This is a genomic window from Planococcus donghaensis MPA1U2 (genome assembly GCF_000189395.1).
Taxonomy (GTDB): Bacteria; Bacillota; Bacilli; order Bacillales_A; family Planococcaceae; genus Planococcus; species Planococcus donghaensis_B.
In genome coordinates, this window is the sequence record NZ_AEPB01000037.1 from 1 (window position 1) to 26,828 (window position 26,828).

At 37.8% G+C, this 26,828-nt stretch carries 26 protein-coding genes and 1 pseudogene; 19 read left to right on the plus strand and 8 right to left on the minus strand.

Annotated features, from left to right (window positions below; translation table 11 throughout):
- Nucleotides 1–96: 96 nt before the first annotated feature.
- Nucleotides 97–1,392, minus strand: coding sequence for a helix-turn-helix domain-containing protein (locus GPDM_RS10810; RefSeq protein ID WP_008431336.1), 1,296 nt, complete (start codon nucleotides 1,390–1,392; stop codon nucleotides 97–99).
- 474 nt (nucleotides 1,393–1,866) lie between these two features.
- Between GPDM_RS10810 and GPDM_RS10815 the strand changes: the two genes are divergently transcribed.
- Complete coding sequence (locus GPDM_RS10815; protein ID WP_008431338.1) at nucleotides 1,867–2,460, plus strand: YflT domain-containing protein; 594 nt, start codon at nucleotides 1,867–1,869, stop codon at nucleotides 2,458–2,460.
- A 108-nt stretch (nucleotides 2,461–2,568) separates the two neighbouring features.
- Entirely contained in the window at nucleotides 2,569–3,414 is an 846-nt protein-coding gene (locus GPDM_RS10820; RefSeq protein WP_008431340.1) for a general stress protein, read from the plus strand.
- Between the two features lie 39 nt (nucleotides 3,415–3,453).
- Here the strand turns inward: GPDM_RS10820 and brnQ are convergent, their stop codons facing one another.
- The 3 genes from brnQ to GPDM_RS10835 form a co-directional block, all read right to left on the minus strand.
- Nucleotides 3,454–4,779, minus strand: a complete 1,326-nt coding sequence (brnQ, locus tag GPDM_RS10825) for a branched-chain amino acid transport system II carrier protein (protein ID WP_008431342.1) — start codon at nucleotides 4,777–4,779, stop codon at nucleotides 3,454–3,456.
- Nucleotides 4,780–4,895: 116 nt separating this feature from the next.
- Nucleotides 4,896–5,081: a CsbD family protein gene (locus GPDM_RS10830; RefSeq protein ID WP_008431343.1), complete on the minus strand. Its 186-nt coding sequence runs from the start codon at nucleotides 5,079–5,081 to the stop codon at nucleotides 4,896–4,898.
- A gap of 74 nt (nucleotides 5,082–5,155) precedes the next feature.
- A complete protein-coding gene (locus tag GPDM_RS10835) occupies nucleotides 5,156–5,449 on the minus strand; it encodes a hypothetical protein (protein WP_008431344.1) in 294 nt (97 codons plus the stop codon).
- A 361-nt stretch (nucleotides 5,450–5,810) separates the two neighbouring features.
- On the opposite strand from GPDM_RS10835, the pseudogene GPDM_RS10840 reads away from it, so the two are divergent.
- Nucleotides 5,811–6,888: pseudogene (locus tag GPDM_RS10840) on the plus strand (glycosyltransferase family 4 protein).
- A gap of 106 nt (nucleotides 6,889–6,994) precedes the next feature.
- On the opposite strand, the gene GPDM_RS10845 reads toward GPDM_RS10840, so the two are convergent.
- Together GPDM_RS10845 and GPDM_RS10850 are read right to left on the minus strand one after the other, a co-directional pair.
- Nucleotides 6,995–8,032, minus strand: coding sequence for an LCP family protein (locus GPDM_RS10845; protein ID WP_008431345.1), 1,038 nt, complete (start codon nucleotides 8,030–8,032; stop codon nucleotides 6,995–6,997).
- Nucleotides 8,033–8,202: 170 nt separating this feature from the next.
- Nucleotides 8,203–8,838 carry a YigZ family protein gene (locus GPDM_RS10850; RefSeq protein WP_008431346.1) on the minus strand — a complete coding sequence of 212 codons (636 nt, stop codon included), beginning with the start codon at nucleotides 8,836–8,838 and terminating at the stop codon, nucleotides 8,203–8,205.
- A 155-nt stretch (nucleotides 8,839–8,993) separates the two neighbouring features.
- Between GPDM_RS10850 and GPDM_RS10855 the strand changes: the two genes are divergently transcribed.
- Nucleotides 8,994–10,139, plus strand: a complete 1,146-nt coding sequence (locus GPDM_RS10855) for a sensor histidine kinase (protein ID WP_008431347.1) — start codon at nucleotides 8,994–8,996, stop codon at nucleotides 10,137–10,139.
- A 27-nt stretch (nucleotides 10,140–10,166) separates the two neighbouring features.
- A complete protein-coding gene (locus tag GPDM_RS10860; RefSeq protein WP_008431348.1) occupies nucleotides 10,167–10,841 on the plus strand; it encodes a response regulator transcription factor in 675 nt (224 codons plus the stop codon).
- 189 nt (nucleotides 10,842–11,030) lie between these two features.
- Here GPDM_RS10860 and GPDM_RS10865 read toward each other — a convergent pair whose 3' ends face one another.
- On the minus strand, nucleotides 11,031–11,639 hold the full coding sequence (locus GPDM_RS10865) for a 3'-5' exonuclease (protein ID WP_008431349.1): 609 nt from the start codon (nucleotides 11,637–11,639) through the stop codon (nucleotides 11,031–11,033).
- Nucleotides 11,640–11,772: 133 nt separating this feature from the next.
- Between GPDM_RS10865 and GPDM_RS10870 the strand changes: the two genes are divergently transcribed.
- From GPDM_RS10870 to GPDM_RS10890, 5 genes are all read left to right on the plus strand, one after another.
- Entirely contained in the window at nucleotides 11,773–12,348 is a 576-nt protein-coding gene (locus GPDM_RS10870; protein WP_008431350.1) for a nuclear transport factor 2 family protein, read from the plus strand.
- 102 nt (nucleotides 12,349–12,450) lie between these two features.
- Nucleotides 12,451–13,284, plus strand: coding sequence for a DegV family protein (locus GPDM_RS10875; protein WP_008431351.1), 834 nt, complete (start codon nucleotides 12,451–12,453; stop codon nucleotides 13,282–13,284).
- 40 nt (nucleotides 13,285–13,324) lie between these two features.
- Nucleotides 13,325–14,647 carry an ATP-dependent helicase ComFA gene (locus tag GPDM_RS10880; RefSeq protein WP_008431352.1) on the plus strand — a complete coding sequence of 441 codons (1,323 nt, stop codon included), beginning with the start codon at nucleotides 13,325–13,327 and terminating at the stop codon, nucleotides 14,645–14,647.
- Between the two features lies 1 nt (nucleotide 14,648).
- A complete protein-coding gene (locus tag GPDM_RS16880) occupies nucleotides 14,649–15,305 on the plus strand; it encodes a ComF family protein (protein ID WP_237704154.1) in 657 nt (218 codons plus the stop codon).
- A gap of 38 nt (nucleotides 15,306–15,343) precedes the next feature.
- Nucleotides 15,344–15,691 (plus strand): PilZ domain-containing protein, encoded by a 348-nt coding sequence (locus GPDM_RS10890; RefSeq protein ID WP_008431354.1) that lies wholly within the window; start codon nucleotides 15,344–15,346, stop codon nucleotides 15,689–15,691.
- A gap of 609 nt (nucleotides 15,692–16,300) precedes the next feature.
- Here the strand turns inward: GPDM_RS10890 and GPDM_RS10900 are convergent.
- Entirely contained in the window at nucleotides 16,301–17,008 is a 708-nt protein-coding gene (locus GPDM_RS10900; protein ID WP_008431357.1) for an SDR family NAD(P)-dependent oxidoreductase, read from the minus strand.
- Nucleotides 17,009–17,134: 126 nt separating this feature from the next.
- On the opposite strand from GPDM_RS10900, the gene hpf reads away from it, so the two are divergent.
- The 9 genes from hpf to GPDM_RS10945 all read left to right on the plus strand — a co-directional run bounded on the left by hpf (nucleotide 17,135) and on the right by GPDM_RS10945 (nucleotide 26,767).
- Nucleotides 17,135–17,704 (plus strand): ribosome hibernation-promoting factor, HPF/YfiA family, encoded by a 570-nt coding sequence (hpf, locus tag GPDM_RS10905; protein ID WP_008431359.1) that lies wholly within the window; start codon nucleotides 17,135–17,137, stop codon nucleotides 17,702–17,704.
- A gap of 296 nt (nucleotides 17,705–18,000) precedes the next feature.
- The gene (gene secA / locus GPDM_RS10910) at nucleotides 18,001–20,517 is read left to right on the plus strand and encodes a preprotein translocase subunit SecA (RefSeq protein WP_008431360.1); all 2,517 of its coding nucleotides are present in this window, start codon (nucleotides 18,001–18,003) and stop codon (nucleotides 20,515–20,517) included.
- A gap of 61 nt (nucleotides 20,518–20,578) precedes the next feature.
- A protein-coding gene (gene prfB / locus GPDM_RS10915; RefSeq protein ID WP_100069894.1) for a peptide chain release factor 2 occupies nucleotides 20,579–21,680 on the plus strand; the annotation gives its coding sequence in 2 pieces (ribosomal slippage) (nucleotides 20,579–20,650 and nucleotides 20,652–21,680; 1,101 coding nt in all).
- Between the two features lie 201 nt (nucleotides 21,681–21,881).
- Nucleotides 21,882–22,712 (plus strand): YitT family protein, encoded by an 831-nt coding sequence (locus GPDM_RS10920; RefSeq protein WP_407918607.1) that lies wholly within the window; start codon nucleotides 21,882–21,884, stop codon nucleotides 22,710–22,712.
- 51 nt (nucleotides 22,713–22,763) lie between these two features.
- The gene (gene cccB / locus GPDM_RS10925; RefSeq protein WP_008431367.1) at nucleotides 22,764–23,102 is read left to right on the plus strand and encodes a cytochrome c551; all 339 of its coding nucleotides are present in this window, start codon (nucleotides 22,764–22,766) and stop codon (nucleotides 23,100–23,102) included.
- Between the two features lie 265 nt (nucleotides 23,103–23,367).
- Nucleotides 23,368–24,054 (plus strand): cell division ATP-binding protein FtsE, encoded by a 687-nt coding sequence (gene ftsE, locus GPDM_RS10930; RefSeq protein WP_008431369.1) that lies wholly within the window; start codon nucleotides 23,368–23,370, stop codon nucleotides 24,052–24,054.
- The gene (gene ftsX / locus GPDM_RS10935; RefSeq protein WP_008431370.1) at nucleotides 24,044–24,928 is read left to right on the plus strand and encodes a permease-like cell division protein FtsX; all 885 of its coding nucleotides are present in this window, start codon (nucleotides 24,044–24,046) and stop codon (nucleotides 24,926–24,928) included. Before ftsE ends, ftsX begins: the two co-directional genes overlap by 11 nt.
- Nucleotides 24,929–25,070: 142 nt before the next feature.
- Nucleotides 25,071–25,649, plus strand: a complete 579-nt coding sequence (locus GPDM_RS10940) for a peroxiredoxin family protein (protein ID WP_008431372.1) — start codon at nucleotides 25,071–25,073, stop codon at nucleotides 25,647–25,649.
- Between the two features lie 11 nt (nucleotides 25,650–25,660).
- Nucleotides 25,661–26,767, plus strand: a complete 1,107-nt coding sequence (locus tag GPDM_RS10945; RefSeq protein WP_008431373.1) for a trans-sulfuration enzyme family protein — start codon at nucleotides 25,661–25,663, stop codon at nucleotides 26,765–26,767.
- Nucleotides 26,768–26,828: the final 61 nt, after the last annotated feature.

Genomic DNA, 26,828 nt, shown 5'->3' on the forward strand with positions numbered 1-26,828 from the left:
CAACTTCATTTTCAGGATTTAAATTATTACCAAGAGATAAACTGCTGATTGCTAAAACTGAGAAAAATAAAATAGTGATACCTTTTTTCATAACATTCACTCCCCAAATAGTGTATTAATCTTCTTATAAGATTCTTTTGCTTTGTTCAAAGTTTCAGCTGATTCTTTGTAACGTTCTTGTTCATAATACAACTTACCCAAATGCCCGAAATAATATCCTTTTTCAAAATAATTATCTGAAGCTTCAAGGCTAGGAATCAATTGATTTAGCACGTAATCTTCGAAGTCCTCGAAATTCTCTTCTAGAAGATGCACTAAACAGATAAATTCAATATATGCTTCTTTAAATATATGGTTAGTGGGTGAGTTGATATTCAGCTTTTTATTTTCAACAATTCCCATGCCTTTGTGAAGCCATTCTCTTGCAGCATCATAGTTACCTACTTCATATTGACATTTAATTAAAATACAATAACTAAGTAAAAGATCAGCAGTATATTCTGGATGAATGTATTTTAGTGAATTTTCAATATGAATAATAGATTGGTTATAATTTTGGAACAAGAAATACGAATAGCCTAAATTAAATTCTGTAGTAAATCTCAGAATATCAATTTCTAACTTATTGCCAATGGTCAAAGCATTTTTATAATGATCCATCGACATTTTGAAATTGCCAAAATGCTGATGCGTAATTGCGATATTCAAATGGCATTCCACAATACGCTTTGGAATAAACTCTTGTTGATAAATTTTTAATGCCATTTCTGTATACTTGAAAGCTTTTTCTGTTTCTCGGCATTTCGTGCTAGAAATTCCGATTGAATAATAAAGATCACCAAGCTCTGAAGCAGAGATAGTGTTCGGCGCGATTTTTTCCGCAACCAAATAAGTTTTCAAAGCTTTTTCGTAATCATTGAGAATGTAATTGTAGTTACCGTTGTACTTGTGAAACAAGTAAAACTGTTCCTGACTCATAAACTCTCTAAAGCGTTCCATTTCTTTGATCTTTTCTTCAGCACTATCCAAATCTCCAGTGATAATATAATACCTAATTTGTTGAATACAATATTCCAACTCGACATCTTCATCAGCGTGCAATAAAGGATGTCCTTGAATATCATTGTACTGCTCCATGATTTCTGCTTTGTTTTGAGGGTGCAACAAAGAGTTTTTAAAGTTCTTTACGAGAACTTTTCCGATTGGATTGTCTTTAGGTGCTAAAGGTATAGCCAATTTTTTGCACATAGCTTCGAGTTCTTTTAATTCTGGATCTTTAACGCCACTTTCAATTTTTTTCAGCTCTCTGGGAGACAGTATGCCAGAGGAGAATTCTTCTAAACTAATTTTTTGTTTCAAACGATGGTATTTTAAACGCATTCCCGTGTCCATTACTGCTCTCCTTTCCTTCTGTAAGGGCAGTACTTCTGTCAGCCATGTAGGAGAATTGTTTTCCGTCTTCCTCGGACCATCCGAAAAGTAAGAAGAAAATAGATCGCCAAGTACGATAATAGCCGCCTCCACATCCTATATTTCGCTTTTTTTTACATCTTTCATCTATGATATCATCAATTTTCAAAATAGACTGCTTTTTTATTTTAGAAATAGGCGAATTTGAAAAAAAGGGAAAATATGCTTACTCCAACAATTGTAAAATAAAAAAATTCCAAATTAGACATTTTATTAGGTATTTCGAATTGGTTATTGTTGGAATTTAATGAAATTCGTATAATATTCCTGTTTTCTTTGTCTTTGCATAGTTATTTGTTCCTTATAAAGAAACTCATATTGAATCACGTTAAGAAATGTTTAGTAATGGGTAAAGAGAGAATATAATGGTCTACTAAATTTATGGAGGTTTTTTATATGAGCTCACACAATAATGTTCTAGCAGTGGTATTTTCAGAAAATGATTTACTGGAAAAAATTAATGACTTAAAGGCTTCTGGATACAAAGAAAAAGATCTTCACATTATGGCTAAAGACACAAAGCATTTTGAGAACATTTCTGTCGAAGGTACAGAGGTTGATACATTTACTGATAAATTTAAAGGGTTTATTTCTGGTGACAGTGGAGTTCGTGCAGGAGTAAAATCACTGAATCTTTCGGAAGAAGAAACAGCACGTTACACAAGTGACCTTGCAAAAGGCGGAATCCTTATATACGAAGATGAAGATCATAAAACAATTCTTGATGACATCTCGAGCAATGAAGATGGAGTAAAGCCAGAAGATCCTAATGAAAAGCAGAGACATCAATTTATCAATTCGGTAGATAATAATTTTGATGAACAAGAAGATCGTTTTGAACGGGGAGAAACGTTCATGCAAGATGCAACGCTAATAAAAGATGAACATCACAATTCTTTTACAACAGAAGAAAAACCAGAAATTCAAAAAACTAGAGGTGGCTCTAGTGAAGCTGAAAAGCATAGTCAAAATGATAAGAAATACAAATAAAATGTTATCGTTTAAGTTTTAGGAATAGAGCGGGTTCAATAGATAGGTTTTAGTGGCAAGATGGAGAGGGTAAGTAAAAGTAATCTAGTACACAGGAGGTACAATACAATGAAATCAGGAAACCAAGAGTTCGAAATCGTTTATAGCAAATCAGAAATGGAAGAGATGTTACAAGTATTAAAGGCTAAAGGATATCAAAAAAGGGATATTCATGTACTGGCAAATGACAAAGAAATTATAGAGTCTGCTGGTAAATCTGGTGTTTCTGCTGATCAAGCAAATTCCTTTTCAAATCGTTTTAAATCATTTATATCTGGGAAAGACATAGTCAGAAAGGAATTAGATCGTTTTAATTTAAGCAAAGAAAGAACGGATGATTACGAACGTGCAATTGAAAAAGGAGCGGTTCTTTTATATACAGATGGAGACGCAGCGACACCTGAAGATGAGCATTTTTCTTCTTTAGATGATTCGAATGCACCAATGGATTTAGAAGCGGAAACTGCAGGAACTGCGGATTCACATGCTGTTTCTCGCCATCAAGAAAAACAACATGCCTCAGATGAAATTTATGCTCGCGAAGTGTCTAGAGAAGATCAACATGCGCGTGCTGCTGAACATGATCGTTTCCAAGATTCTCGATTAAAAGGCGATGAAATTCATCCTACCGGTGGATTAAATAAGGAAGAGCGTGCAGGACAACGCAAAGATATGGAGCATGAACCGGGTCTTCAAAATGGTGATAATAAAGATGAATTATTGCGTGAAAAAGGTGTGAATCTTAGAGAGGATGAACCTTCGCCCGGAGTCGATCCAAACTTAGGACCTGCTCCATTTGGTAGAGATGTGGAAGAAACCGGTAATGAGCAAAGAACTAATCCCGATGAATACCGTGATGTAAAACATAAAAGAGACTCTGATAATACGACTCCACCAACACCAAGATTATTCTAAACAATGAAGAGCGTCCCCGAATATATCGGGGACGCTCTTTTAGTTTTTCTTTTTTGTAGTTCGAGCGATTATGATGCCGATTGATGTGGCAATTGCAGCAGGTAATACCCAGCCAATGCCTTGCTCAAAAAGCGGTAGAAGACTAAAGATAGAATCAACTTGCTCAAAAGCAATACCTGATGAACGTAAAGCATCGAATATGCTAATAATTGCTGTCGTGGATAATGCGAGTATATAAACAAAAGGTTTTCGGTAAAAACTCCGATCAAAAAAAGATAAAACCACTAAAACAATAGCGACGGGATATATAGCTAGCAATACGGGGAGTGAAATTGCAATTAGTTGAGTTAATCCAATATTCGCTATGAACGCAGAGAAGATAGCAAAAAACAAAACATAGCTCATATAGGAGATCTTAGGGAAAATTTTATGCGAAAACTGTGAAGTAGCAGATACCAGTCCAATAGAAGTAGTTAAACAGGCAAAAGTAATTGCAATCGATAAAATAATTCCTCCAATTTCACCATAAAGTATTCGAGACGCCATAGCGATGATGATACCACCATTGTCTTGTAGACCAATCGCTTCGACACTCGTTGCGCCAATATAACTTAAAGATAAGTAAACGGTAGATAAACCAATAGCAGCTATAAATCCAGCATATGCTGTTGTCTTTAAAATAACTCGAGTGTCTGTAATGCCTTTACTTCGGATGGATTGAATGATGACAATCCCGAATACTAAAGCAGCAATAGCATCCATAGTAAGATAACCTTGCAAAAAGCTTTCGAAAAAAGCTTCAGTGTCATAATTTCCGACAGGGAAGTTTATAGAACCCATGGGTGTTATAAAACTTTTAATAGCTAACATTCCAATAACAACTATTAACAGAGGAGTTAAAATTTTACCGATGCGATCCACAAGTTTTGTCGGATTCATCGCAAATAAAACAGTGACTGTAAAGAAAATAAGTGTGAAAATAATTAAAGGCCAATATGATTCAGTAAAGGTTGCTGGCAAAAAAGGAGCCGCTCCAATTTCGTAGGCCACTGTTGCTGTACGTGGTATTCCGAAGAAAGGTCCAATTGCTAAATAAACAATCAATGTGAAAATGATTCCGAAAACGGGATGGACACGCCCTGCAATTGACTGTAAATCTCCACCAGCTTTAGCAATAGCTAAAATGCCGAGCAAAGGGAGACCGACGCCCGTTAATAAAAAGCCGAAGATGGCTAAGATTAGTTGATCACCAGCAAGTTGTCCTAAATAAGGGGGGAAGATGATGTTCCCAGCACCTAGAAATAGGGCGAAAAGCATGAGTCCTAAAGTTAAAATATCTATTTTTGTAAGCGCATTCTTATTCATCATAAGCTCCTCCGAAAATAACATGTATACACGGGTACTTATTATAACAGAGTGATTAAATATTTGAAAACTTTAAAAAACATAAATAAAAGCCCAGCTGCTAAGCTGGACTTTTATTATTTTTCATTATTATTTTTGAAATCTCCAATTTTATCTTGGACGTTCCCTTTTGCTTTATCCATTTTACCCTCAGCTTGTTTGTCTGTGTCATTCGTAGCATTTCCAGCTTGATCTTTAATCTCGCCTTTGCCTTTGTTCACAGCACCTTTTAGTTTGTCTGAAAAACCGTTATTATCACTCATTAATGATTCCTCCTTCAATTTTTGTAGCTGTTACTACAATAACCATCTGATGTAGAAACTAAACATCAAAAAAATTATTTTGATGCTAATTGAAGGCTTATTAAAGTTTGCTTAGCGGCACCTTTCACCGTAATGCATAAATCTTCATTACTTAGTCTTGTTAAAGTGCAAAGAGGAGTATGAATGTTTGTAGCAACACCCGACCTTACTTCAGCATGCTGATCCATAGACAAGTCAACAAGTAATCCTTCACAGTTAATGGTCTTCGCAAGATCTGCGCGGGTTTGATAATCCATTTTCAATACAGCAGCTTCATCCCAAGGTGTCCACACCTTTTTCAGTGAATAATTTTGAAGCGTGTCATCCATTCGGCTTGCACCCCTAATCGAATAATGAAAATATTGTTATTGTCTACTTAATATATCACATATTTATCGTAAAGTAATTAAAATTACTTACGAAAATAAAATATATATAGGTAATATTGCGTCGTTTGCATTATTGGGAATAAGATAGTAAAGAGTGCAACTCTTTTGAGAGAAGTAGCAGTAAATTTGTTTAGGAAAAAGAGGAAAGGGTAGAAACTTTATAAAATAGATGAACGTCCTGTATGTAAAGAATGCAAAAGGAAACCATAGCGTATAAGCAGGTTTTTCTTTATTTCTTGAATAGTCATGCTATAATATCAAAGAATAAGTATGTGGAAAAGTTATTATAAGGAGGGAAGACATGCTATACCTCATGATGGTCTTGGCATTTATCGCTTCGATTGTGCTAACACCGGTTGTTAAACGCATTGCCTTTCGCGTAGGTGCAGTCGACCGACCAAATTATCGAAAAGTTCATGCGAGAATTATGCCGCGTTTAGGCGGATTGGCCATTTTTGGGGTCATTTTTAATCGCATATTTTATATTAAAACCTCAAGATCCAATTTCTAATGCTATTGAAGCTTCGTTTATACCGATTGAGACAGCGATTATTTTAGGTGCTTTATTGATTATTATTACGGGTGTACTTGATGATATGTACGAAATCAGTGCCAAAGCGAAATTAATTGGGCAGCTAGTTGCTGCTGGAATTGTTGTCGTTGGTGGTGGCCTTGAAATTTCTTTCATTAACTTACCTTTCGGAGGCGTCTTGGATTTTGGCTATTTCAGTATTCCGTTGACAATTTTATGGATTGTTGGGATTACCAACGCTATTAACTTAATTGATGGTCTTGATGGATTAGCAGCTGGTGTGTCAACTGTTGCTTTACTAACGTTAGCAGCTATGGCTTTTATAATGGGCGATGTGTATGTTATGTCAATGGCCGCACTATTAGCCGCCAGTACATCAGGATTTTTAGTTTACAATTTCCATCCCGCCAAAATTTTTATGGGTGATACGGGTGCATTATTTTTAGGGTTCATGATTTCAGTATTGGCTTTAATGGGCTTTAAAAACGTTACAGTTGTAGCGTTAATCATCCCTATTATTATGCTAGGTGTACCGATTTCAGATACATTTTTTGCGATTGTTCGTCGTGTTCGCGAGAAAAAATCGATTTCGGAAGCTGATAAATCCCATTTACACCATTGCTTATTGAACATTGGTTTTTCGCATAGTCAGACAGTGTTAATCATCTACGGAATTGCGGCTTTGTTTGGCTTAGCAGCTCTTTTGTTCTCTCAATCAACGTTATGGGGAGGTATATTGCTACTTAGCGTAATGTTATTAGCGATTGAACTTTTCGTAGAGGTAGTTGGCTTGGCAGGGAAAAATTATCGTCCGTTATTAAATTTAGTTCGACTAATTGGGAAGTGAAAAGAGTGAGTTTGAAGCATATGCTTCAAACTCACTCTTTTTTTGATGGAAAATAGCATTTAGTTTTAGTAGGAAGTATTTTCGTTAGAAAAAAACACCACAGCTTTTACTGTGGTGTTTCGCTTTCTTCTATTGGGAAGTCAGCAAGCTCTAAGTCTGATTCCATTTGAGTCAAATTAGATGTATCAGCTTTTAATCCAAGGTGACTTTGCAAAATATCTTGTATTTCTAGTAATGATTCTTCTTTAAGTTTGTAATAGTAAATTCCAGTAGACATGTCATCATACCCATCAAGAGTGATTGTTTCGACATCGGGCTTACCATTTTTAGCGTATTCAAACAATGAACTTATGTTTTTGAAAGTCAAATCTGTTTTCATGTTATCACCGACTGCTTCAAATACGTCTCCGTATTTAGTAATAGAACCAGCTGATACTGCTCTATTCATAATCGATTCTAATATCATTTGTTGGCGTTTCCCACGTTCGATATCGTTATCGTAATGACGAGTTCTTGCAAGTGCAAGAGCTTCACTACCGTTAAGGAATTGAATTCCTTCTTTTAATTCAATGGCATTTTGTGAATCATTTTCGTCTTGTTCGATAATATCATACGGTACTTCAACCTTAATTCCTCCGAGAGCATCAATCACTTCGATAAATGCATCGAAATTCATGCGAAGATAATAATCTACTGGAACTTCTAATAAGTTTTCCACACTCTCAATAGTAGAACTTGGCCCGTTATAAGCATAAGCGTGAGTAATTTTATCTTCTTTTCCGCTATCAGGAATAAAAGTATAGGTGTCTCGCGGAATGCTCACGAGTTTAATTGATTTATCTTCGTTGTTTAAAGTAGCGAGAACTAATGCATCGGAACGAATATTGTTATTACTTTGATTCCGCTCTGCGCTATCATCCACACCTATAAATAGAATGGAAATATTATCAGTAAGTGGTTCAATATTTTCATTTAGGTTACCAGCGGGTTCATAGGCAGTATCTACAGCGCTTTCTGCTTTTTTAATTAAGTATATTCCATATGCTGAAACACAAATAAGCAGGGAAACGGCTAAAGTGGCAATTATTACGAGAATGGTTCGCTTCGTGTCATTTTTGGTTTTCCGATAATATTTTCGGTTCATGTGTATTGCTCCTCTATGGATTATGGGCCAACCGAGTAATTAGTTCGGATCAATCCAATCTTTATGATAAATACTGCTTGTACTTGTAAAAAATTTGGATAGCGAATGTTTCATTTTTCTGTGCTTTTGATATTATACAGTGATTTCTAGCATGCGTAAATGAAAAGAATTTAAAGTAGATTAAATTCAAGAAACTGACTGTCCACAATACTTATATGAGCTTGGCCGTTTGTCAGGCCATTTATCCATTCAATAAATTCCGTCTCTTTTTCAACAGGAACATGAATATACATGTCTACACCTTCAGTATATTCTAGGTGATCTAGTGGAAATGGCGATTGGCGTATTTCATTCTCTAATTTTCCAAGCCATGTATAATCAATAGAAGTTTTCATTAAATAATGTAATCTTCTATCAACAATTCCAGCGTTTGTAAGTGCGGCCGAAACCGCTTTTCCGTATGCTCGTATTAGTCCACCACTGCCTAACTTTATCCCTCCGTAATAACGAGTGACCACCACAACAGTATCTTTCAAGCCTTGTTTTTTTAAAACTTCGAGCATAGGAAATCCAGCCGTTCCACTTGGTTCACCGTCATCATTCGCTTTTTGAATTGAGTCATGCTCTCCAATCAGGTAAGCTGAACAATTGTGAGTAGCTGTTTTATGAAGGAGTTTAATCGAATCGATAAACTCAATAGCTTGTTGTTCAGTTTCTGCCCGTGCAGCATGTCCAATGAACCTAGATTTTTGGATAAGTATTTCTGCACTGCCAAAATCGCCTACAGTTGTGTAATTTTCTCGCAATTTAACTCCTCCTGTTGTAAAATGAAATCAGATAATTTGTAATGTATATTTAACATTGACTTGCGTATATAGTGATATACTAATTACAACCGACAAGGTATAAAGAAGCAAGACTTATACCTAGACACAGTCAGTATAGCTAAGGCGGGTTTGAAATGGCAAAGAAAATCGGTGGAAACATACCTGATTCTATTTTTAATGCAATGTTAGATGGGATGGAACAGGCAAAACAAGATATTTTCGTCATTAGTGAAGAAAGTCGCCAAAGTTATGAAGAGATGAAAAATGAATTAGAAGATGTCCGTGTGGAAATTTCAACGATTATTGAAGCTGGAGATCTTTTAGAAGAAAAAACGCGTGCAGCAAGAAGGCGTTTAGCGGAAGTATCTCAATTTTTTAGTTCTTTTACTGAAAGCGAAGTTCGTCAAGTATACGAACAGGCAAATGACCTTCAAGTAGAATTATCTGTCAATCGCAACGAAGAGAAGAAATGTCGTCAACGACGGGACAAGTTGCAGCGACGGCTTCAAGTTTTACTTCAGACGATTGAACGAGCTGAAAGCCTAGTCAATCAAATAAATGTCGCTAGCAGTTATTTGGTTTCAGATTACGAAGATGTTGACGAAGCGATCGATAAGAATAAGACAATTCAAGATTATAGCCTCCGAATTATTGAGGTGCAAGAGGAAGAAAGAAAGCGTTTATCACGAGAAATTCATGATGGACCTGCTCAAATGATGGCGAACGTTCTGCTTCGTTCAGATTTGATAGAAAGAACGTATCGTGAAAAAGGTCCTGAACCTGCTTTTCAAGAAATTACATCGTTAAAAGAAATGGTTAGGCAGGCACTTACCGAAGTGAGAAGAATCATTTATGATTTACGTCCAATGACACTTGATGATCTCGGACTAGTTCCTACTTTAAAAAAGTACATGGATACAATTGAAGAATACAATAAAGGGGTTGGATTGAAGTTTCTTTCAAGCGGAAAAGAAGAACGGTTGCCGAATAATTATGAAACAACTATTTTTCGTCTTGTACAAGAAGGAATATCAAACGCAATCCGCCACGGCAAATCAAGTGATATCACAGTAGAAATGAAATGGTTGAAGAACCAAGTGCAAATTATGGTTACAGATAATGGTATAGGTTTCGATCAAGGGATTGTGAAAAATCAATCGTTTGGGTTAACAGGAATGAGAGAACGGATTGAATTAGTCGAAGGCAACTTGATTATCAATTCCTCACCTGGTAACGGAACAATGTTAATGTTTCATATACCTTTTAAAAAGGGTATGTAAGATAGGGTATTCGAGGAGGACGACATAATGACAAAAATAATTATCATTGATGATCACCAACTATTCCGTGAAGGTGTAAAAAGAATTTTAGATTTTGAAAGTTCGTTTGAAGTCGTTGCTGAAGGTGGCGACGGTGGAGAAGTTATTAAGTTATATGAAGAAAATAGACCAGATGTGGTATTAATGGATATTAATATGCCGCAAAAAAATGGTGTGGAAGCAACAGCCGAGTTGATTGCTCAATTTCCTGATGCAAAAGTCATTATGCTGTCTATTCACGATGATGAATCATATGTGACTCACGCGCTTAAAACCGGTGCTTTAGGTTATATGTTAAAAGAAATGGATGCAGATGCGATTATTCAAGCGATTAAAGTGGTAGCAAAAGGTGGGTCTTATTTACACCCTAAAGTTACACGCAACTTAGTAATGGAATTCCGTCGTTTAAGTGAACGTGAAAATAAAGGCTCTTTCCATCAAACGGAAATTCGCCGTCCGTATCATCTGTTAACAAAACGTGAAAGCGAAGTTCTTCAGTTATTAACAGACGGCCAAAGCAATCGTGTAATTGGCGAAACTTTGTTTATCTCTGAAAAAACAGTTAAAAACCACGTATCAAGTATCTTGCAGAAAATGCAAGTAAATGACCGTACACAAGCAGTTGTAACTGCTATTAAAAATGGTTGGGTTGAAGTAAGATAATGAAAAAATGAGGAATCTGCATTATAGCAGATTCCTCATTTTTTTTGCTGGCTGCTTCCGCTTTTCATTGTCTAGACTCCGGTGCCCAGCTCCTCGGGTCATAAGCCCCTCCAGCTATGCGGCTGAAAAGATGCTGCTTCGCCGAAGTTTCTTATGCCCGTCGGAGCTACACGGCTGCTTCCGATTTTCTTATAACCGGTCGTAGCAGTATTGGTAGATGGCTGCTGTTGCTAAGCAATCGCCTAATGCATCGTGGGCGTCGTGTTCTAGCTTTAAGAAGGCGGTTAAGGTTGTTAATTTGTGATTAGGTGTTTGAGTAATTGCTTTTCTCGCCAATTTTACTGTGTCGATTACGGTATATTCGGGAATTGGTGTGATGTCTTCAAGTGCATAAAGAAAGCCCATATCAAAAGGTGCATTATGCGCAATAATTGGCAGATCCCCGATAAACGTAATTAGGTCATGGGCGATGTCTTCAATAACAGGAGCATTTTCTACATCTTTATTTGTGATTCCTGTAATCCGTGTGATGGTATTTGAAATTGAGCGTTGCGGGTTGACCATCAAGTACATCGTTTCTTCACGTTCGTGATTCACGTATTTTACAGCACCAATTTGGATTATTTTATCGTTTCCTGGACGCAACCCTGTGGTTTCAAAATCCAAAACAACGTAATTCTCTACTTTCTGCATACTCGATTTGTATTTCTTTGGTCGAGCAGGTTGTTTACGGCTCCACTGGGGACGCGTTTCTTTCATTTTTTGTTCTAAAATTTGTCGTGCATCTCTTTTTTCCATGTGAGCGCCTCCTTTATTTCTACATACTAGTGTATCGCAAATCTGAAAAAAATTCTGTTTTGACAGATGACACAGTTTCTTCATTGTATTCACTCTCCCCCTATGGCAAAATGAAGCGCAGGAGGAATGCATGATGAAAAAAATGATTATAATGGCAGGTCTTATTTTGACACTAGCTGCCTGTTCAAATTCTGAAGAACCTTCAGTTAATGAAAATACGGTCGAAGATGGCAATGCCACTAGCGAAAACAATGCGGTTAACCATGGGATTGAAGAAAAAGAAGAAAAAACAGAGGATATTGGATTTACAGTAGATGAACAAGGCAATATTATAGCAGCGGATGTACCTAAAGAACCGGCTAGACAATTATTGGCTGCTTATAAAGAGTATATAGCGGCATTCAACTCTGAAGACATTGATCGATACATGAGCACCATTGCACAAGACCCTGATGGATTTGATCGTGAAGAAGATAAAGCTGCTTTAGTTCAAGCTTTTGAAGCGTATGATAGCGTATATGAAACAAGCGATGAGACGATTGTGAAATACGAAGAAAATCGTGCAGAAGTTTTTGCTTCACTTAATGTAAAGATGAAAGCTGCAAATTCTAATGATGCTGTCGAGCAAACAGCTCGTCAAGTAGTCATTTTCAAAAAAGAAAACGGCGAATGGAAAGTAAGCGGGGTTCATCTAGTAGGCAACCAATAATTAAAATTCTCGCACATTGCGGGAATTTTTTTGTTTAGTCTTTTTATTTTTGTCTTTTTTATGTCGAATTTTGATAAACTAGCAGAGGAGGCTGATTTATTTATGAAAACAGCAATTGTAACAGATAGCACGTCTTATTTACCGACCGAAACCTTGGAAAGGCTCGACATTCATATGGTTTCGTTAGAAGTCACTTTTGGAACTACGTCTTTTAAAGAGGCGGAATTGACTGCAGAAGATTTTTATCAAAAAGCTAAAGAGGAATTCCCGAAAACTTCACAGCCACCTATAGGAGAGTTCGTGGAATTATACGACCAACTTTCAGCTCATCACGATGAAGTTGTTTCGATTCATTTATCAAGCGGTATTAGTGGAACCTATGCAGGCTCCATCCAGGCAGCTGAAATGGTAGATGGCGTAAAAATTTATTCATTTGATTCGGAGCTTACTTGTGCATTGCAAGGATTTTATGCAGTAAAAGCTGCCGAGATGGCCAGTGATGGAGCAGATGCTCAAGCGATTTTAGCCCAACTGCACGAAATGAAAAAAACATTGCGCGCTTATTTCATGGTTGAAGATTTAAAACACTTGCAACGTGGAGGACGCTTGTCCAGTGCTCAAGCTTTAGTCGGGGGCATGTTGCAAATCAAACCAATCTTGCACTTTGAAAACAAAGTCATTGTGCCATTTGAAAAAATTCGGACGCGCAAAAAAGCAATGAATCGCATTGTGGATTTATTAAAGGATGCAAGTAAAGGAGACAAAAAGCTAAAATCCACAATTATTCACGCAAATCGGCTCGAAGAAGCAAAACAGTGGCAAAAAGAATTGGAAATGACTTGCCCACTAGTGGATTTTGAAATTTCTAGTTTCGGACCAGTTATTGGTACGCATTTAGGAGAAGGAGCAATGGGTCTTGGTTGGGTAGAAAAATAAAACCTGCTGAGGCTTTTTCTCAATCGAAAGGTGGTTACAGATGACGCAATTAGAAGAGTTTTTAACGGGCAGAATATGGCTCAGACAGTTCATCCCATTTTCGAACGAACAAGTAAATCAGGCAATATTAAATGGATCGATTACGGTTCGTCTCGGAATAGTAGATGGTAAACAATGTACAAGATGTCTTGAAAAATCTCCTGAAAAAATAATTCCTTTTTACTGTGATGCGTGTCAGAAAATCTGTTATTACTGTAGACATTGTATCAAAATGGGGCGCATCAGTTCTTGTACAGAATTAATTACATGGTCGCTTCCTACACCACTACCTCTTCAAAGCCACTCATTTAATTGGACTGGCAACTTAACTCCCCTACAACAAAGAGCCTCACAAGAAGTCCAAAAAAGCATTTCACAAAAAAAGGATCATCTTATTTATGCAGTATGTGGAGCTGGTAAAACAGAATTATTATTTTCTCCTATCTTTGAAGCATTAAATAAAGGGCTGCGTGTTTGTCTGGCTGCTCCTCGAACAGACGTAGTATTAGAGTTAACTCCAAGGCTACGGGCGGCGTTTCCAAATACAGTAATCCACAGTTTGTATGGAAATGCGCCCGAAGAGAATGGATTTGCACAGCTAGTAATTGCGACCACTCATCAATTGTATCGTTTTGAAAATGCTTTTGATGTCATGATCGTCGACGAGGCAGATGCGTTTCCTTACTCTTATGACCTTGCATTAAAAAGAGCTGTTGACAAAGCGAAGAAAAAAGATGCGCCAACTGTTTACGTTTCAGCAACACCTTCAAAATTACTCTTAAAGCAAGTCTCTCAAGTATCACAAATATTTAAGCGGTTTCATGGGCACCCATTACCAATTCCCACATTCCAATCTTTGTGGGGGTATGAAAAAGTATTTGCGAAAGACCAGATTCCTAAAAAATTAGTTGATTGGGTAGATCAAAAAATAGAAAAGCACGAACCGTTTCTGCTATTTTTCCCAACGATTGAATTAATCGAACAAGCAATTGTTTTATTCAAACATAAATACCCAGCCATTGAAGCGGTGCATTCACAAGATGAAAAGCGAAAAGAAAAAGTTATGAAACTGCGACGAGGAGATATTCCAGGAGTTTTGACTTCAACAATCTTAGAACGTGGAATAACAGTTCCCAACGTGCAAGTTGCGGTAATTGGTGCAGACCAATCCATTTTTGACGCAGCTGCTCTAATTCAAATCTCCGGACGAGTAGGTAGGTCAAGTGAGTACCCAGATGGCGAAATCATCTTTTTTCATAATGGCATCACACGTCAAATGGACAAAGCCAAAAAAATGATTATTTCCTACAATGGGGGATTATAGAATGAATTGTTATTTGTGCGATCGAGTTATGACACTACAAGTCACATGGAGAAGTATTTTTTTTAATGAACAAGGAGACGTTGTTTGTTTGCGTTGTCAAACCGAGTTTGAGCGGATAAAGATAGGATGTCCAATTTGCAGCGCAGTAGGCGACGAGAAATGTCTCGATTGTTGTAAATGGGAAAACACTGAGTACGCAGGGCTAATTAACTCTGGCAGAAGTTTATATCGTTATAACCCCGCCATGAAAGAATACTTGCATCGCTATAAATTTTTACAGGATGTCATTCTTTCAGAAGTATTTGTAAAAGTATTACAAGAAACATTAAGAAATGAAAAATCAGTAATTGTCCCTATACCCATGAATGAAGAAAAGCTGAAAAAACGAACGTTTGCTCAAGTCGATCGATTACTTGATGCTGCTGGAATTCCTTATATACATCTTCTTGGAAAAAACGAGGTAGGGTTGGGTGGGAAGTCAAAAGCTGAAAGAACTGCGTTACAAGATGTCTTTTGGTGGAATGGAAAACCTGTGCCGGAAAAAGTGTTATTATTTGATGATTTGTATACAACTGGCTCCACACTTCGTTTAGCTGCTAAAGTGTTAAAAGAAAAAGGTGCTAAAGAAATTAAAGTTGTAACGCTTATACGTGCTTAATGATTAACTTACAATAGAAGAGACGAGGAGTGATCATCATGTTTTATAAACGATCCGAAAGCTTTCGGTATACATTTGGAGCACCACCAGAAATTAAGTTAAAATTAATAGATTCAACGGGGAACTTAACGATTTATTGCTTATTACTCGATATTTCTCCGAAAGGAGCCAAAATTTTTTCTGAAAAAGAATTAAAGGTAGCAGAAGAAATTGTCGGTTTGAAATTTGTCTTAAATCACGAGACAATTACTGCAGATGCCAAAATTGTTTGGAGACAGCAGTATGAGGAAGGCTGGCTATACGGCGTGGATTTTGAGCGCAATCCGGTAAAGGAATTACTCATTTCCACGGAAATAAGAGAATTGAAGGAAGTAGAATTGCATTAAAAAACCCGGCTTTGGCCGGGTTTCAGACTGTAGACAAAGTCTATTGAAAATATATAGTTGTGTATAACCACAACCGTTCCAGCCACTGCGCTTTCCATGGGCTCAGCTTCAGCCTCCTCGTCACTTGCGTTCCTGCGGGGTCTTCAGCTTTCGCTGTCCCATAGGAGTCTTCGTGGCCAGAACGGTTGTTAGCATATAGCTCTAATTAGAAAGAGTAACCAGTAATTCCACTTTTCAAGAGAATTAATGAATAATCACACAAGGATCCGAAGCGCAATGCGGCGAAGGGCAAAGATATGCTCCTGCATCGCTGCGCTAGCTTCGTCGCAAAGCCACTGCCCGAAGTCCCTTCGGTCATTGACTTTCCTGCGGAAAAACGGAGTGATGAGACCCCGCAGGAGCTTGCGACGAGGAGGCTCAGCGCTTCGTCCGCGGAAAGCGTCCGCATGGAGCGAAGGATCCAGTATATAGGAAAAGATGAATATTCATTCGTTAACTAACATAATAACTGTTTTGTCTACAAGCTTAAACCCGGCTTTGGCCGGGTTTTTTGTTGTTTTTAACTGAGTTTTACGCCAGTCGGAGCTTAACGGCTGCTTTTGCTTTTCTTTAGTGCTCGTAAATCATTTTTCTGGTCATGCCACCATCGATGTTTAAGCACTCTCCAGTAATAAATGAATTTTGAGGGTTGGTTAAAAATAAGCAGGCACGGGCAACATCTGCAGGCTCACCCACGCGGCCACTCCAATGCTGTTGATGGTCAATATCTCGTAGGTCTTCAGGTTCGCCGGTGTGAATCCATCCTGGCGCTATTGAATTGACGCGAATTCCTTGTTCACTGAACGTCGCTGCTAACGAATGAGTCAGCGCATAAATTCCCCCTTTTGATGCCGAATAGGTTTCAGTATGAGGTTCTGACATAAATGCCCGCGTGGAAGTCATGTTGACAATTGAACGGATATCTTCCGTCATATAACGAGCTGCTTCTCTACTACATATAAAGACGCTCTTTAAATTAGTATTTAATACAAGGTCCCATTCTGTCTCGTCTACTTCCCAAATAGATTTGAATTTTGAGATACCTGCATTATTGATTAGCGCATGGATAGCCCCGTGATCTTCATGAATTTGTTTAAATACCGAAATGACCTCTTCAAAGTTGCCAACATCACATTTGCGATATTCTACCCCTTCAATTTCGACTGTTTGAATGTCTAGACCAATCACACGAGCCCCTTCAGTTGCGAAATGTGTAGCGATACTTTTGCCGATTCCGTGTGATGCTCCTGTTACGATAATGGTTTTATTAGTGAACATTTGCTTCATCTCCTTATTCTTTTAGTTTACCTTCAAAAATGTTTTTAAAACTTTTTTTGTTTTAAGAAGGAGAGTTGAGGGAAAGTATAGAATTGTATAGATAGCACAATAGAAGGAGGAGTTAATATGTTGCAATTCAACATTAGAGGCGAAAATATCGAGGTAACTCCCGCAATACGAGACCATATCGAAAAGAAAATAGAAAAAATTGAAAGATACTTCACAGACGGAGCAAATGCTACCGCGATGGTCAATTTAAAAACATATAACCATAGCCAAACAAAAGTAGAAGTTACAATACCTATGAAAAATCTAACATTACGTGCAGAGGAACGTCATGATGATCTGTACGCAGCTATAGATTTAATCGTTAGCAAATTAGAACGTCAAATTCGTAAATACAAAACAAAAGTAAATCGCAAATTCCGCGATCGAGATGGAATGGGAGTTTCGTTTGCAGTTGCTGAAAATGACACGCGTCACCAAAGTGATTCAGATTCAGACGAAGAAGATTTTACAATCGTTCGCACAAAACAATTCGATTTAAAACCAATGGATGAAGAAGAAGCGGTTCTACAGATGAACATGCTTGGCCATTCATTCTTCGTCTTCACAGATGCAGAATCGAACGAAACAAACATTGTCTACAAACGTAAAGATGGAAGTTACGGATTAATCGAAACTTCTGCACAATAAAATAAGAATAGTATTTAGTCTAGTTTAAGAAAGCCTCTCTAATCGAGAGGCTTTCTTTTTGTCTATTAAACGCTTTTATAAAGCGATAAACCGCCGCTGTTCAAAGTTAGAAATTGCTCCATTATTTGCACCGATTTCTACGCAGTGTTAAAATGAATAGTGAGAATTTTTTAGAACTGTTTGATTTGGATAAAGTATGTTTATAAATAGTAAGGCTTGGTAGAACACTATAAAAGCTAAAGCGATCACCCGGTATTGAATTACCGGTGGACACTTGCGCAAGGAGCGGTATAGATATGTTGGGAGTATTAAATAAAGTATTTGACCCGAATAAACGGGACTTAAAACGATTAGAAAAAACGGCCGATCGAGTTGAAGCTTTAGCAGCGGATTTTGCAGCGTTAACAGATGAGGCATTAAAAGCGAAAACAGAGGAATTTGTAGAAAGACATGCTAAAGGCGAATCATTAAATGATTTATTGCCAGAAGCTTTTGCTACGATTCGTGAAGCAGCTAAGCGCGTGCTTGGCATGTATCCATTCCGAGTACAAATTATGGGTGCAGTTTCACTTCACGAAGGGAATATTTCAGAAATGAAAACAGGTGAAGGTAAAACATTAACCTCTACTTTAGCTGTTTATTTAAATGCTATCAGTAAAAAAGGCGTTCATGTTGTAACGGTCAACGAATACTTGGCTAGCCGTGATGCTTTAGAGATGGGTCAACTGTATGAATGGCTCGGATTAACAGTTGGATTAAACTTAAATAGTTTGACGAAAGAAGAAAAGCGTGCAGCTTATCAAGCTGACGTAACATATAGTACAAATAATGAATTGGGCTTTGATTATTTACGGGATAATATGGTGCTTTACAAAGAAGATATGGTACAGCGTCCATTAAATTATGCCGTTATTGATGAAGTCGATTCTATTTTAATCGATGAAGCGCGTACACCGCTTATTATTTCTGGACAAGCTGCAAAAGCTGCTCAGTTGTATCAACAGTCGAATGCATTCGCGCGTTTGCTGACAAAAGATACAGATTACACGTACGATGAAACGACTAAAGGTGTTGTCTTAACAGAAGATGGTATCGAAAAAGTAGAAAAAGCATTTGGCATTGATAACCTTTTTGATATTAGCCATGTTCGTTTAAATCACACGATCAATCAATCGTTAAAAGCATACGTTACAATGAGTAAAGACGTAGATTACATTGTACAAGACGGAGAAGTTGTTATTGTCGATCAGTTTACTGGACGCTTAATGAAAGGTCGTCGTTATTCTGATGGTCTTCACCAAGCAATCGAAGCTAAAGAAGGCTTAGAAATCCAAAACGAATCGATGACGATGGCAACGATTACGTTCCAAAACTTTTTCCGTATGTACGATAAACTATCGGGTATGACTGGTACGGCAAAAACTGAGGAAGAAGAATTCCGTAATATTTACAATATGTATGTTATTGTGATTCCGACAAATAAACCGATTATTCGTGAAGACCATGTCGATTTAATTTATTCGACAACTGCTGGGAAATACAAAGCAGTTGGTGATGATATTGCGGCTCGTCATGCGAAAGGTCAACCAGTTTTAGTCGGTACCGTTGCGATTGAAACTTCAGAAGTCATTTCTGAATATTTGACAAAAAAAGGCATTAAACATTCTGTATTAAATGCGAAAAACCATGCGCATGAAGCAGAAATTATTTTAAATGCTGGTCAAAAAGGTGCTGTAACCATTGCAACCAACATGGCTGGACGGGGTACCGATATTAAACTAGGTGAAGGTGTGATTGAAGCCGGGGGTCTAGCAGTTATCGGTACAGAGCGTCACGAGTCGAGACGTATTGATAATCAGTTACGTGGACGTTCAGGACGTCAAGGAGACCCGGGTGTTACGCAATTTTATCTATCTCTTGAAGATGATTTAATGCGTCGCTTTGGTTCAGACGCTATGCGCACTATGATGGGCAAATTGGGCATGGACGATTCACAACCGTTGCAATCAAAAATGGTTACTCGTTCTGTTGAATCCGCGCAAAAACGAGTAGAAGGTAATAACTTTGATGCTCGGAAACGTTTGCTACAATATGATGACGTTCTTCGTCAGCAACGTGAAATTATCTACAAAGAGCGTATGGAAGTGTTAGAAACAGATAATATGCGTGCATTAGTTGAAAACATGATTAACAACTCAATTGAACGTATGGTCTATACGCATACGGCAGATGAAAAACAAGAAAATTGGCACTTGAAAACTCTTGCTGAATTGATCGCAGCAAATCTTCTGCCAGAAGACACAGTAACGGAAGCTGACCTTCAAGGGAAATCTCAAGAAGAGTTGATTGCGTTTATTAAAGAAACTGTAACGGTGCGTTATGATGAAAAAGAACAAGAAATGACACCAATCCGGATGCGTGAATTCGAGAAGGTAGTATTACTTCGTTCGATTGATACGAAATGGATTGATCATATTGATGCGATGGATCAATTGCGTCAAGGAATTCACTTGCGAGCTTATGGACAAAATGATCCGCTTCGTGAATACCAAAGCGAAGGTTTTGCCATGTTCGAAGCAATGGTTGAAGCTATTGAAGAAGATGTTGCAAAATATTCGATGAAAGCTGAAATTCGAAATAACCTTGAACGTGAGGAAGTTGCAAAAGGTCAGGCCGTTAACCCGAAAGAAGACGGACCGGCGCCTAAGCAGAAAAAAGCACCTGTCCGCAAGGAAATGGAAGTTGGAAGAAACGACCTATGTCCATGCGGTAGCGGCAAGAAGTATAAAAATTGCCACGGGACAGCTTCATAAGAAAGTGTGAAAAGACCGAAGAGCATTTGCTCTTCGGTGTTATTTTGAGGAGGAACATATGATGGAATTAGCAGACATCCGTAACGAGCTCGACAAATCAGCCAATAAACTGGCGGACTTTAGGGGGTCTCTTTGACTTAGAAAACAAAGAGTCCCGCATACAAGAATTAGATGAAATGATGCTTGATCCTGATTTTTGGAACAACCAAGAAACCGCTCAAACGGTTATTTCAGAATTAAATGGATTAAAAGAAGTTGTAAATGCTTACTATAGTTTTATGGAAACACAAGAAAACATGGAAATGTCTTTAGAGTTGTTAAGAGAAGAAGACGACGAAGATTTGCATGAAGATGTCGATAAAGACATGAAGCAATTCATTTCAGACTTAGCAGATTACGAACTAACCATGTTATTAAGTGAACCATACGATAAAAACAATGCAATTTTAGAATTGCATCCAGGCGCAGGTGGTACAGAGTCTCAAGACTGGTGTTCGATGTTACTACGTATGTACACGCGTTGGGCAGAAAAACGTGGATTTAAAGTTGAAACTTTGGATTACTTAGCAGGAGATGAAGCTGGTGTTAAATCGGTAACACTTGGAATTCGTGGTCATAATGCCTATGGCTATTTAAAAGCCGAAAAAGGTGTTCATCGTTTAGTTCGGATTTCTCCTTTTGATTCTTCTGGTCGTCGACATACTTCGTTTGTTTCATGTGAAGTTATGCCGGAATTTACCGGCGAAATTGAAATCGATATTCGTACTGAGGATTTGAAAATTGATACGTATCGTGCAAGTGGAGCAGGTGGACAGCATATCAATACAACAGATTCTGCTGTTCGAATTACGCATGCACCAACTGGGGCAGTCGTAACATGCCAACAAGAACGTTCACAGATAAAAAACCGTGAAAAAGCGATGCAAATGTTAAAAGCAAAATTATATGCATTGAAAATTGAAGAAGAAGAAGCGCGTCTTCTTGAAATTCGCGGAGAACAAAAAGAAATTGGCTGGGGAAGCCAAATTCGTTCTTATGTTTTCCATCCTTATTCAATGGTTAAGGATCACCGCACTAACTTTGAAACAGGTAATCTAGGCGCAGTTATGGATGGCGACATTGATGGTTTCATTAATTCTTTATTACGCTCTAAAATGGAATAAGAAAACGAGCTGTTACGTTACGCAAAACGGTCCGAAAGCGCATATGCTTTTGGACCGTTTTTATGTTTGTGCTTTATCCTGATGAAGTTCACAAAGTCTAAAGCGTTTGGTATACTCTGACAGGGCTTACTCCAACAGAAGAAAAGAGGAAGAAAATAGATGACGAAAAAAAATCGACGTATTCGTAGAGATCCACACCCAATGCTGACATTTTTCATTGATTATGCCAGTGTTATTATTGGATCAGCGATAGTGGCCATCTCTTTTAACGTCCTGCTCTTGCCAAACGAAGTTGCTTCCGGAGGCGTAAGCGGGATTAGTACAATCTTAAAAAGTGTGCTTGACTGGAGACCAGCATTTGTTCAATGGGCATTTAATATTCCATTATTTATTGCGGGCTTAATTTTACTTGGAAAAAACTTTGGAATCAAAACAGCTGTAGGAACTGTCTTTCTTCCTTTTGTCGTATTTTTGACGGAATCGTGGGAGCCTTGGACACGGGATCCCCTGCTTGGCGCGTTATTCGGCGGGATCATGGTGGGACTTGGACTCGGCATCGTATTTCGTGGGAAAGCATCAACAGGCGGAACAGATTTAGCCGCACAAATTATCACTAAGTTTACAGGCTTAACATTAGGGACAAGCGTTGCATTGATTGATGGCTTTATCGTTTTAAGCGCAGCATTGGTTTTTGATATTGAAAAGGGACTTTATGCATTAATTGGTTTATACGTTACAACAAAAACGATTGACCTTGTTCAAGTCGGTTTTGGTCAATCAAAACTGGTTTATATTATCACGACGAAACAAAAAGAAATTCGAGATGCCATCTACGAGGAAGTCGATCGCGGCGTCACAGAATTGGCTGCAACAGGTGGCTACTCTGGAACAGAAAAGCCTCTATTAATGGTCGTTATTCCTCAAACAGAATTTTCACGACTCAAGCAATTGGTGAAGTTTATTGATCCTGCGGCATTTGTTATTGTGTCGGATGCCTCTGAAGTATTGGGTGAAGGTTTTAAAAGACCTTAAATTTGGTATACTCTAATATGAATGAGATAACATATTAGAGGAGGTCACTAAATGAAAAAGCAATTGCTGACAATTTTATTTGGCGCAACACTTGTGCTTGGCGCATGTGGTGGTGAAGACACGACAGAACCTGAACAAGCACCAGATGAAAGTGGTGGAGAAAGCACGGCAATCGATGCTGAACAAGTAGTTCAACAAAACTGTATTTCTTGCCATGGTGAAAACTTAGAAGGTGCTGGCAACTTTCCATCATTAAATGATGTAGGATCTCGTTTATCACAAGATGAAATTCGTACAGTTATTGAAAATGGTCAAGGGGCAATGCCTGCTGGAATTATTGAAGGTGACGAAGCAGACGCCGTAGCAGAATACTTAGCAAACATGAAATAAACCTGCAAACTAGCAGGTTTATTTTTTTGTCATTTTTAGCTCATAAAAACACTATTTTAATAATTATTTGTTTAAATATGTAATTTATGTGAACAATATTGTCTTTATTTTTTTGTTTTTATATAGTTCGGTATATTCAAATTGAATTTTAAATGATACAGAAATGTAATAAAAATTCGTAATTAAGATGTTATAATAGGTGTGCTGCAAAAATCGAAGGAAATAATTTGGCGTAAGCCAATTCATATTAGGTGGGTAATAAAAGATGATACAAATGAAGAATGTTTACAAAAAGTATCCGAACGGAATTGTCGCCTTGAACGGTCTTAATGTAGAGATCGAGCAAGGAGAATTTGTATATATAGTAGGGCCAAGTGGTGCAGGTAAATCGACATTTATCAAAATGATGTATCGTGAAGAACGACCATCATCAGGTCAAATGTTCGTAGACGAAATTGATATCGCAACCATAAAAAATCGGAAAGTACCTATGTTACGTCGTCAAATTGGCGTAGTCTTTCAGGATTTTAAGTTATTAACAAAGCTAAATGTTTATGAAAATGTAGCATTTGCATTGGAAGTAATTGAGGAAAAGCCAGCAGATATTAAACGCCGTGTAATGGAAGTATTGGATTTAGTCGGACTAAAACATAAAGCAAAAATGTTTCCGACAGAACTATCTGGTGGGGAGCAACAACGCGTATCAATCGCTCGGTCTATTGTGAATATGCCCAAAGTGATGATTGCGGATGAGCCAACAGGGAACCTTGATCCGGAAACAGCTTGGGATATTATGGATTTGTTTGAACGGATCAACAAGGCCGGCACAACCATTATTATGGCAACACACAACCAACAAATCGTTAATACGCTTAGACATCGCGTTATCGCAATCGAAGGCGGATTAATTGTTCGTGATGTAGTTGGAGGTGATTACGGTTATGAAGCCTAGAACATTGATGCGTCATATTAAGGAAAGTTTCAAAAGTATTGGCCGTAATAGCTGGATGACATTTGCATCTGTAAGTGCTGTTACAGTTACGTTATTATTGGTTGGGGTTTTTGTTCTCATTATGATGAACTTAAACAAAGTTGCCGATGATCTCGAAAATGATGTTGAGATTAAAGTATTCGTTTCATTAGATGCAAGTGAAGAGACAGTAACTAGTCTAGAATCGCAAATTAGCGAAATGTCAGGCGTTGAGTCGACAAATTTCTCGACAAAAGAAGAAGAATTAACAGACTTAGTTCTGGATTTTGGTGACGAACTAAGTTTATTCGAACAAAGTAATCCTTTGTTTGATGTGTTTTATGTAAAAGCAACCGATCCGCAGCAAACAAAAAATGTCGCAAAAGAAATTTCAGCTTTAGAAAATATTGAAAATGTGAAATACGGTGAAGGCAAAATTGAGAAACTGTTTAACTTCTTAAATGCAGGAAGAAATGTGGGTCTTATTTTGATTTTGGCTTTATTGTTTACAGCAATGTTCTTGATTTCGAATACAATTCGCATTACGATTGTCGCTAGACGTCGTGAAATCGAAATCATGAAATTAGTAGGTGCGACAAACTGGTTTGTTCGTATTCCATTTATTTTAGAAGGCATGTGGCTTGGTATAATGGGATCGCTTATTCCAATCGGTCTTGTGGCACTCTTATACAAAGAAATTACTGATTTTGCGCAGCCACGCTTGAGTGGGGAACTGATTCAGTTGTTAGATTACACTCCGTTTATATATCAAGTAAGTGCATTGATTTTATTAATGGGTGTGTTTATCGGCGTGTGGGGAAGCTTTATGTCAATCAGAAAGTTTTTACGTGTTTAATTTAGTTTAAAATGAGGAACAGTCGGCATTTTCAAGCCGACTGTTTTTTAGTTTCAGCTAAACTGTCACATTTTTAAATAAACTTAGTGGAATAAGCGGTCCGATTTATCGTATGATAAAAGTTGAATGGAGTGGATAACAGATGCCTAAAAAAATTATCGGCTTAGTAATACTTGCTGTTATGATAGCAATCGTCATAATAGGCGCCGTTAAAAATGACACCGCAGAATCTGAAGCTCTTAATAATATGGCTCTTGGCAGCGATGTAGACTTCTTGCCTACTGAAGAGGGGTTAGCAAAAGGTGAAAAAGCGCCTGATTTTCAACTAACAACCTTAGATGGGGAAGTCGTGAGATTATCGGATTATCAGGGGCAAAAAGTGATCTTGAATTTCTGGGCAACTTGGTGTCCGCCTTGCCGAGCAGAAATGCCTCATATGCAAAAATATTTTGAAGAACAAGCTGAAGAGGCGAACGTGGTCATCTTAGCAGTTAACTTAACGACTGAAGACAAAGGACTTAAAAAAATAGAGGATTTTGTTGAGGAGTTTGGATTAGAGTTTTCAATTCCAATGGATGAAAAAGGTGCTGTAGGTTCTACTTATCAAACCGTGTCTATTCCAACTTCGTATATAATCGATACAAAAGGGCGTATTCAAAACAAAATTGTAGGACCGATGGATGAGCCTATGATGGAGCAATTAGTTAAAGAAATGGAATAGGGGATGAAAAGATGACAACAATCGAAACGAAATCAGTACATACTGCAACAATGAAAGAACGGACGATTCAATCGAAAGTAATGCCACTTTACCAAACTTCTGCATTTTCTTTTTCGTCTCTCGAAGAGCTCGAAGGTTATTATGAAGGAAATGGTACTTATTTGTATTCGCGGACAGCAAATCCGAATACAGATGCTTTAGGACAAACTGTAGCTGATTTGGAAAAAGCGCCAAAAGGAGTTTCTTCATCTTCTGGAACATCAGCAATTTTAGCTGGAATTTTATCTGTTGTTAAAGCAGGTGACCATGTTTTAGCTGCTCAAGATGTTTATGGAGGGACTTTTCATTTACTAAAAGAAGAACTGACATTAATGGGAATTGAAGTTCATTTTGCTGATTTTTCGGATATTACTGAAGTTGAACGAATTTTAGTCGATATCCCTGAAGTGAAATTAGTGTTTAGTGAGTCAATTACTAATCCGTTTTTGCGTCTTGAAAATATGGAAGCTCTATTGGAATTGAAAAACCAATATGGTGTTCGAATTATGATTGATAATACATTTGCTACGCCTTACACAATGACGCCTTATACGCTTGGTGCTGATTTAGTTGCTCATAGTGCAACAAAGTATCTTGGGGGACACAGCGATGTCACAGCAGGGGTTTTAGTTGGTAATGCTGAGTTGATCGCTATTGCTGAAAAGCGTGTAGTGAATATGGGATTGAATTTGAGTCCATTTGAAGCATGGTTAACCATTCGCGGAGTTAAAACTTTGGCATTGCGGATGAAAAAACAAACAGAAAATGCCCAAGCAATTGCGGCATTTTTAGAAGATAAAGCACGTGTTTGGTATCCAGGCGTTGGAGCTATTGTATCGTTTGAATTGCCTGAAACCGTTGACGTATCAAAATTCTTTTCATCACTTGGTTGGATCAAAATTGTGCCGACATTAGCAGGTGTAGAAACAACAGTATCTTATCCATACGGAACGTCTCACAGAGCACTTTCAGCCGATGAAAAAGAAAAAGTCGGTGTAACGCGCCAAGTAGTTCGACTGTCTGCTGGGATTGAAGGAACAGAGGATATTTTAAAACAATTAGGTGCCGCATTCGTTTAACTGAAAAAGAAGTGCAGAAAGCCGGTTTTCTTTGTTACAATGAGAAGTAACGTCAATTGCC

Bases quoted from the DNA above. Each gene is read 5' to 3' on its own strand.
- ftsE (WP_008431369.1), top strand. From the start codon at position 23,368: ATGATACAAATGAAGAATGTTTACAAAAAGTATCCGAACGGAATTGTC.
- GPDM_RS10865 (WP_008431349.1), bottom strand. From the start codon at position 11,639: ATGGAAAAAAGAGATGCACGACAAATTTTAGAACAAAAAATGAAAGAA.
- GPDM_RS10940 (WP_008431372.1), top strand. From the start codon at position 25,071: ATGCCTAAAAAAATTATCGGCTTAGTAATACTTGCTGTTATGATAGCA.
- GPDM_RS10815 (WP_008431338.1), top strand. From the start codon at position 1,867: ATGAGCTCACACAATAATGTTCTAGCAGTGGTATTTTCAGAAAATGAT.
- GPDM_RS10820 (WP_008431340.1), top strand. From the start codon at position 2,569: ATGAAATCAGGAAACCAAGAGTTCGAAATCGTTTATAGCAAATCAGAA.
- ftsX (WP_008431370.1), top strand. From the start codon at position 24,044: ATGAAGCCTAGAACATTGATGCGTCATATTAAGGAAAGTTTCAAAAGT.
- GPDM_RS10845 (WP_008431345.1), bottom strand. From the start codon at position 8,032: ATGAACCGAAAATATTATCGGAAAACCAAAAATGACACGAAGCGAACC.
- GPDM_RS10880 (WP_008431352.1), top strand. From the start codon at position 13,325: ATGACGCAATTAGAAGAGTTTTTAACGGGCAGAATATGGCTCAGACAG.
- secA (WP_008431360.1), top strand. From the start codon at position 18,001: ATGTTGGGAGTATTAAATAAAGTATTTGACCCGAATAAACGGGACTTA.
- hpf (WP_008431359.1), top strand. From the start codon at position 17,135: ATGTTGCAATTCAACATTAGAGGCGAAAATATCGAGGTAACTCCCGCA.
- GPDM_RS10830 (WP_008431343.1), bottom strand. From the start codon at position 5,081: ATGAGTGATAATAACGGTTTTTCAGACAAACTAAAAGGTGCTGTGAAC.
- GPDM_RS10835 (WP_008431344.1), bottom strand. From the start codon at position 5,449: ATGGATGACACGCTTCAAAATTATTCACTGAAAAAGGTGTGGACACCT.
- GPDM_RS10890 (WP_008431354.1), top strand. From the start codon at position 15,344: ATGTTTTATAAACGATCCGAAAGCTTTCGGTATACATTTGGAGCACCA.
- GPDM_RS10870 (WP_008431350.1), top strand. From the start codon at position 11,773: ATGAAAAAAATGATTATAATGGCAGGTCTTATTTTGACACTAGCTGCC.
- GPDM_RS10860 (WP_008431348.1), top strand. From the start codon at position 10,167: ATGACAAAAATAATTATCATTGATGATCACCAACTATTCCGTGAAGGT.
- GPDM_RS10945 (WP_008431373.1), top strand. From the start codon at position 25,661: ATGACAACAATCGAAACGAAATCAGTACATACTGCAACAATGAAAGAA.
- GPDM_RS10855 (WP_008431347.1), top strand. From the start codon at position 8,994: ATGGCAAAGAAAATCGGTGGAAACATACCTGATTCTATTTTTAATGCA.
- GPDM_RS10810 (WP_008431336.1), bottom strand. From the start codon at position 1,392: ATGGACACGGGAATGCGTTTAAAATACCATCGTTTGAAACAAAAAATT.
- cccB (WP_008431367.1), top strand. From the start codon at position 22,764: ATGAAAAAGCAATTGCTGACAATTTTATTTGGCGCAACACTTGTGCTT.
- GPDM_RS16880 (WP_237704154.1), top strand. From the start codon at position 14,649: ATGAATTGTTATTTGTGCGATCGAGTTATGACACTACAAGTCACATGG.
- brnQ (WP_008431342.1), bottom strand. From the start codon at position 4,779: ATGAATAAGAATGCGCTTACAAAAATAGATATTTTAACTTTAGGACTC.
- GPDM_RS10920 (WP_407918607.1), top strand. From the start codon at position 21,882: ATGCTGACATTTTTCATTGATTATGCCAGTGTTATTATTGGATCAGCG.
- GPDM_RS10900 (WP_008431357.1), bottom strand. From the start codon at position 17,008: ATGTTCACTAATAAAACCATTATCGTAACAGGAGCATCACACGGAATC.
- GPDM_RS10875 (WP_008431351.1), top strand. From the start codon at position 12,451: ATGAAAACAGCAATTGTAACAGATAGCACGTCTTATTTACCGACCGAA.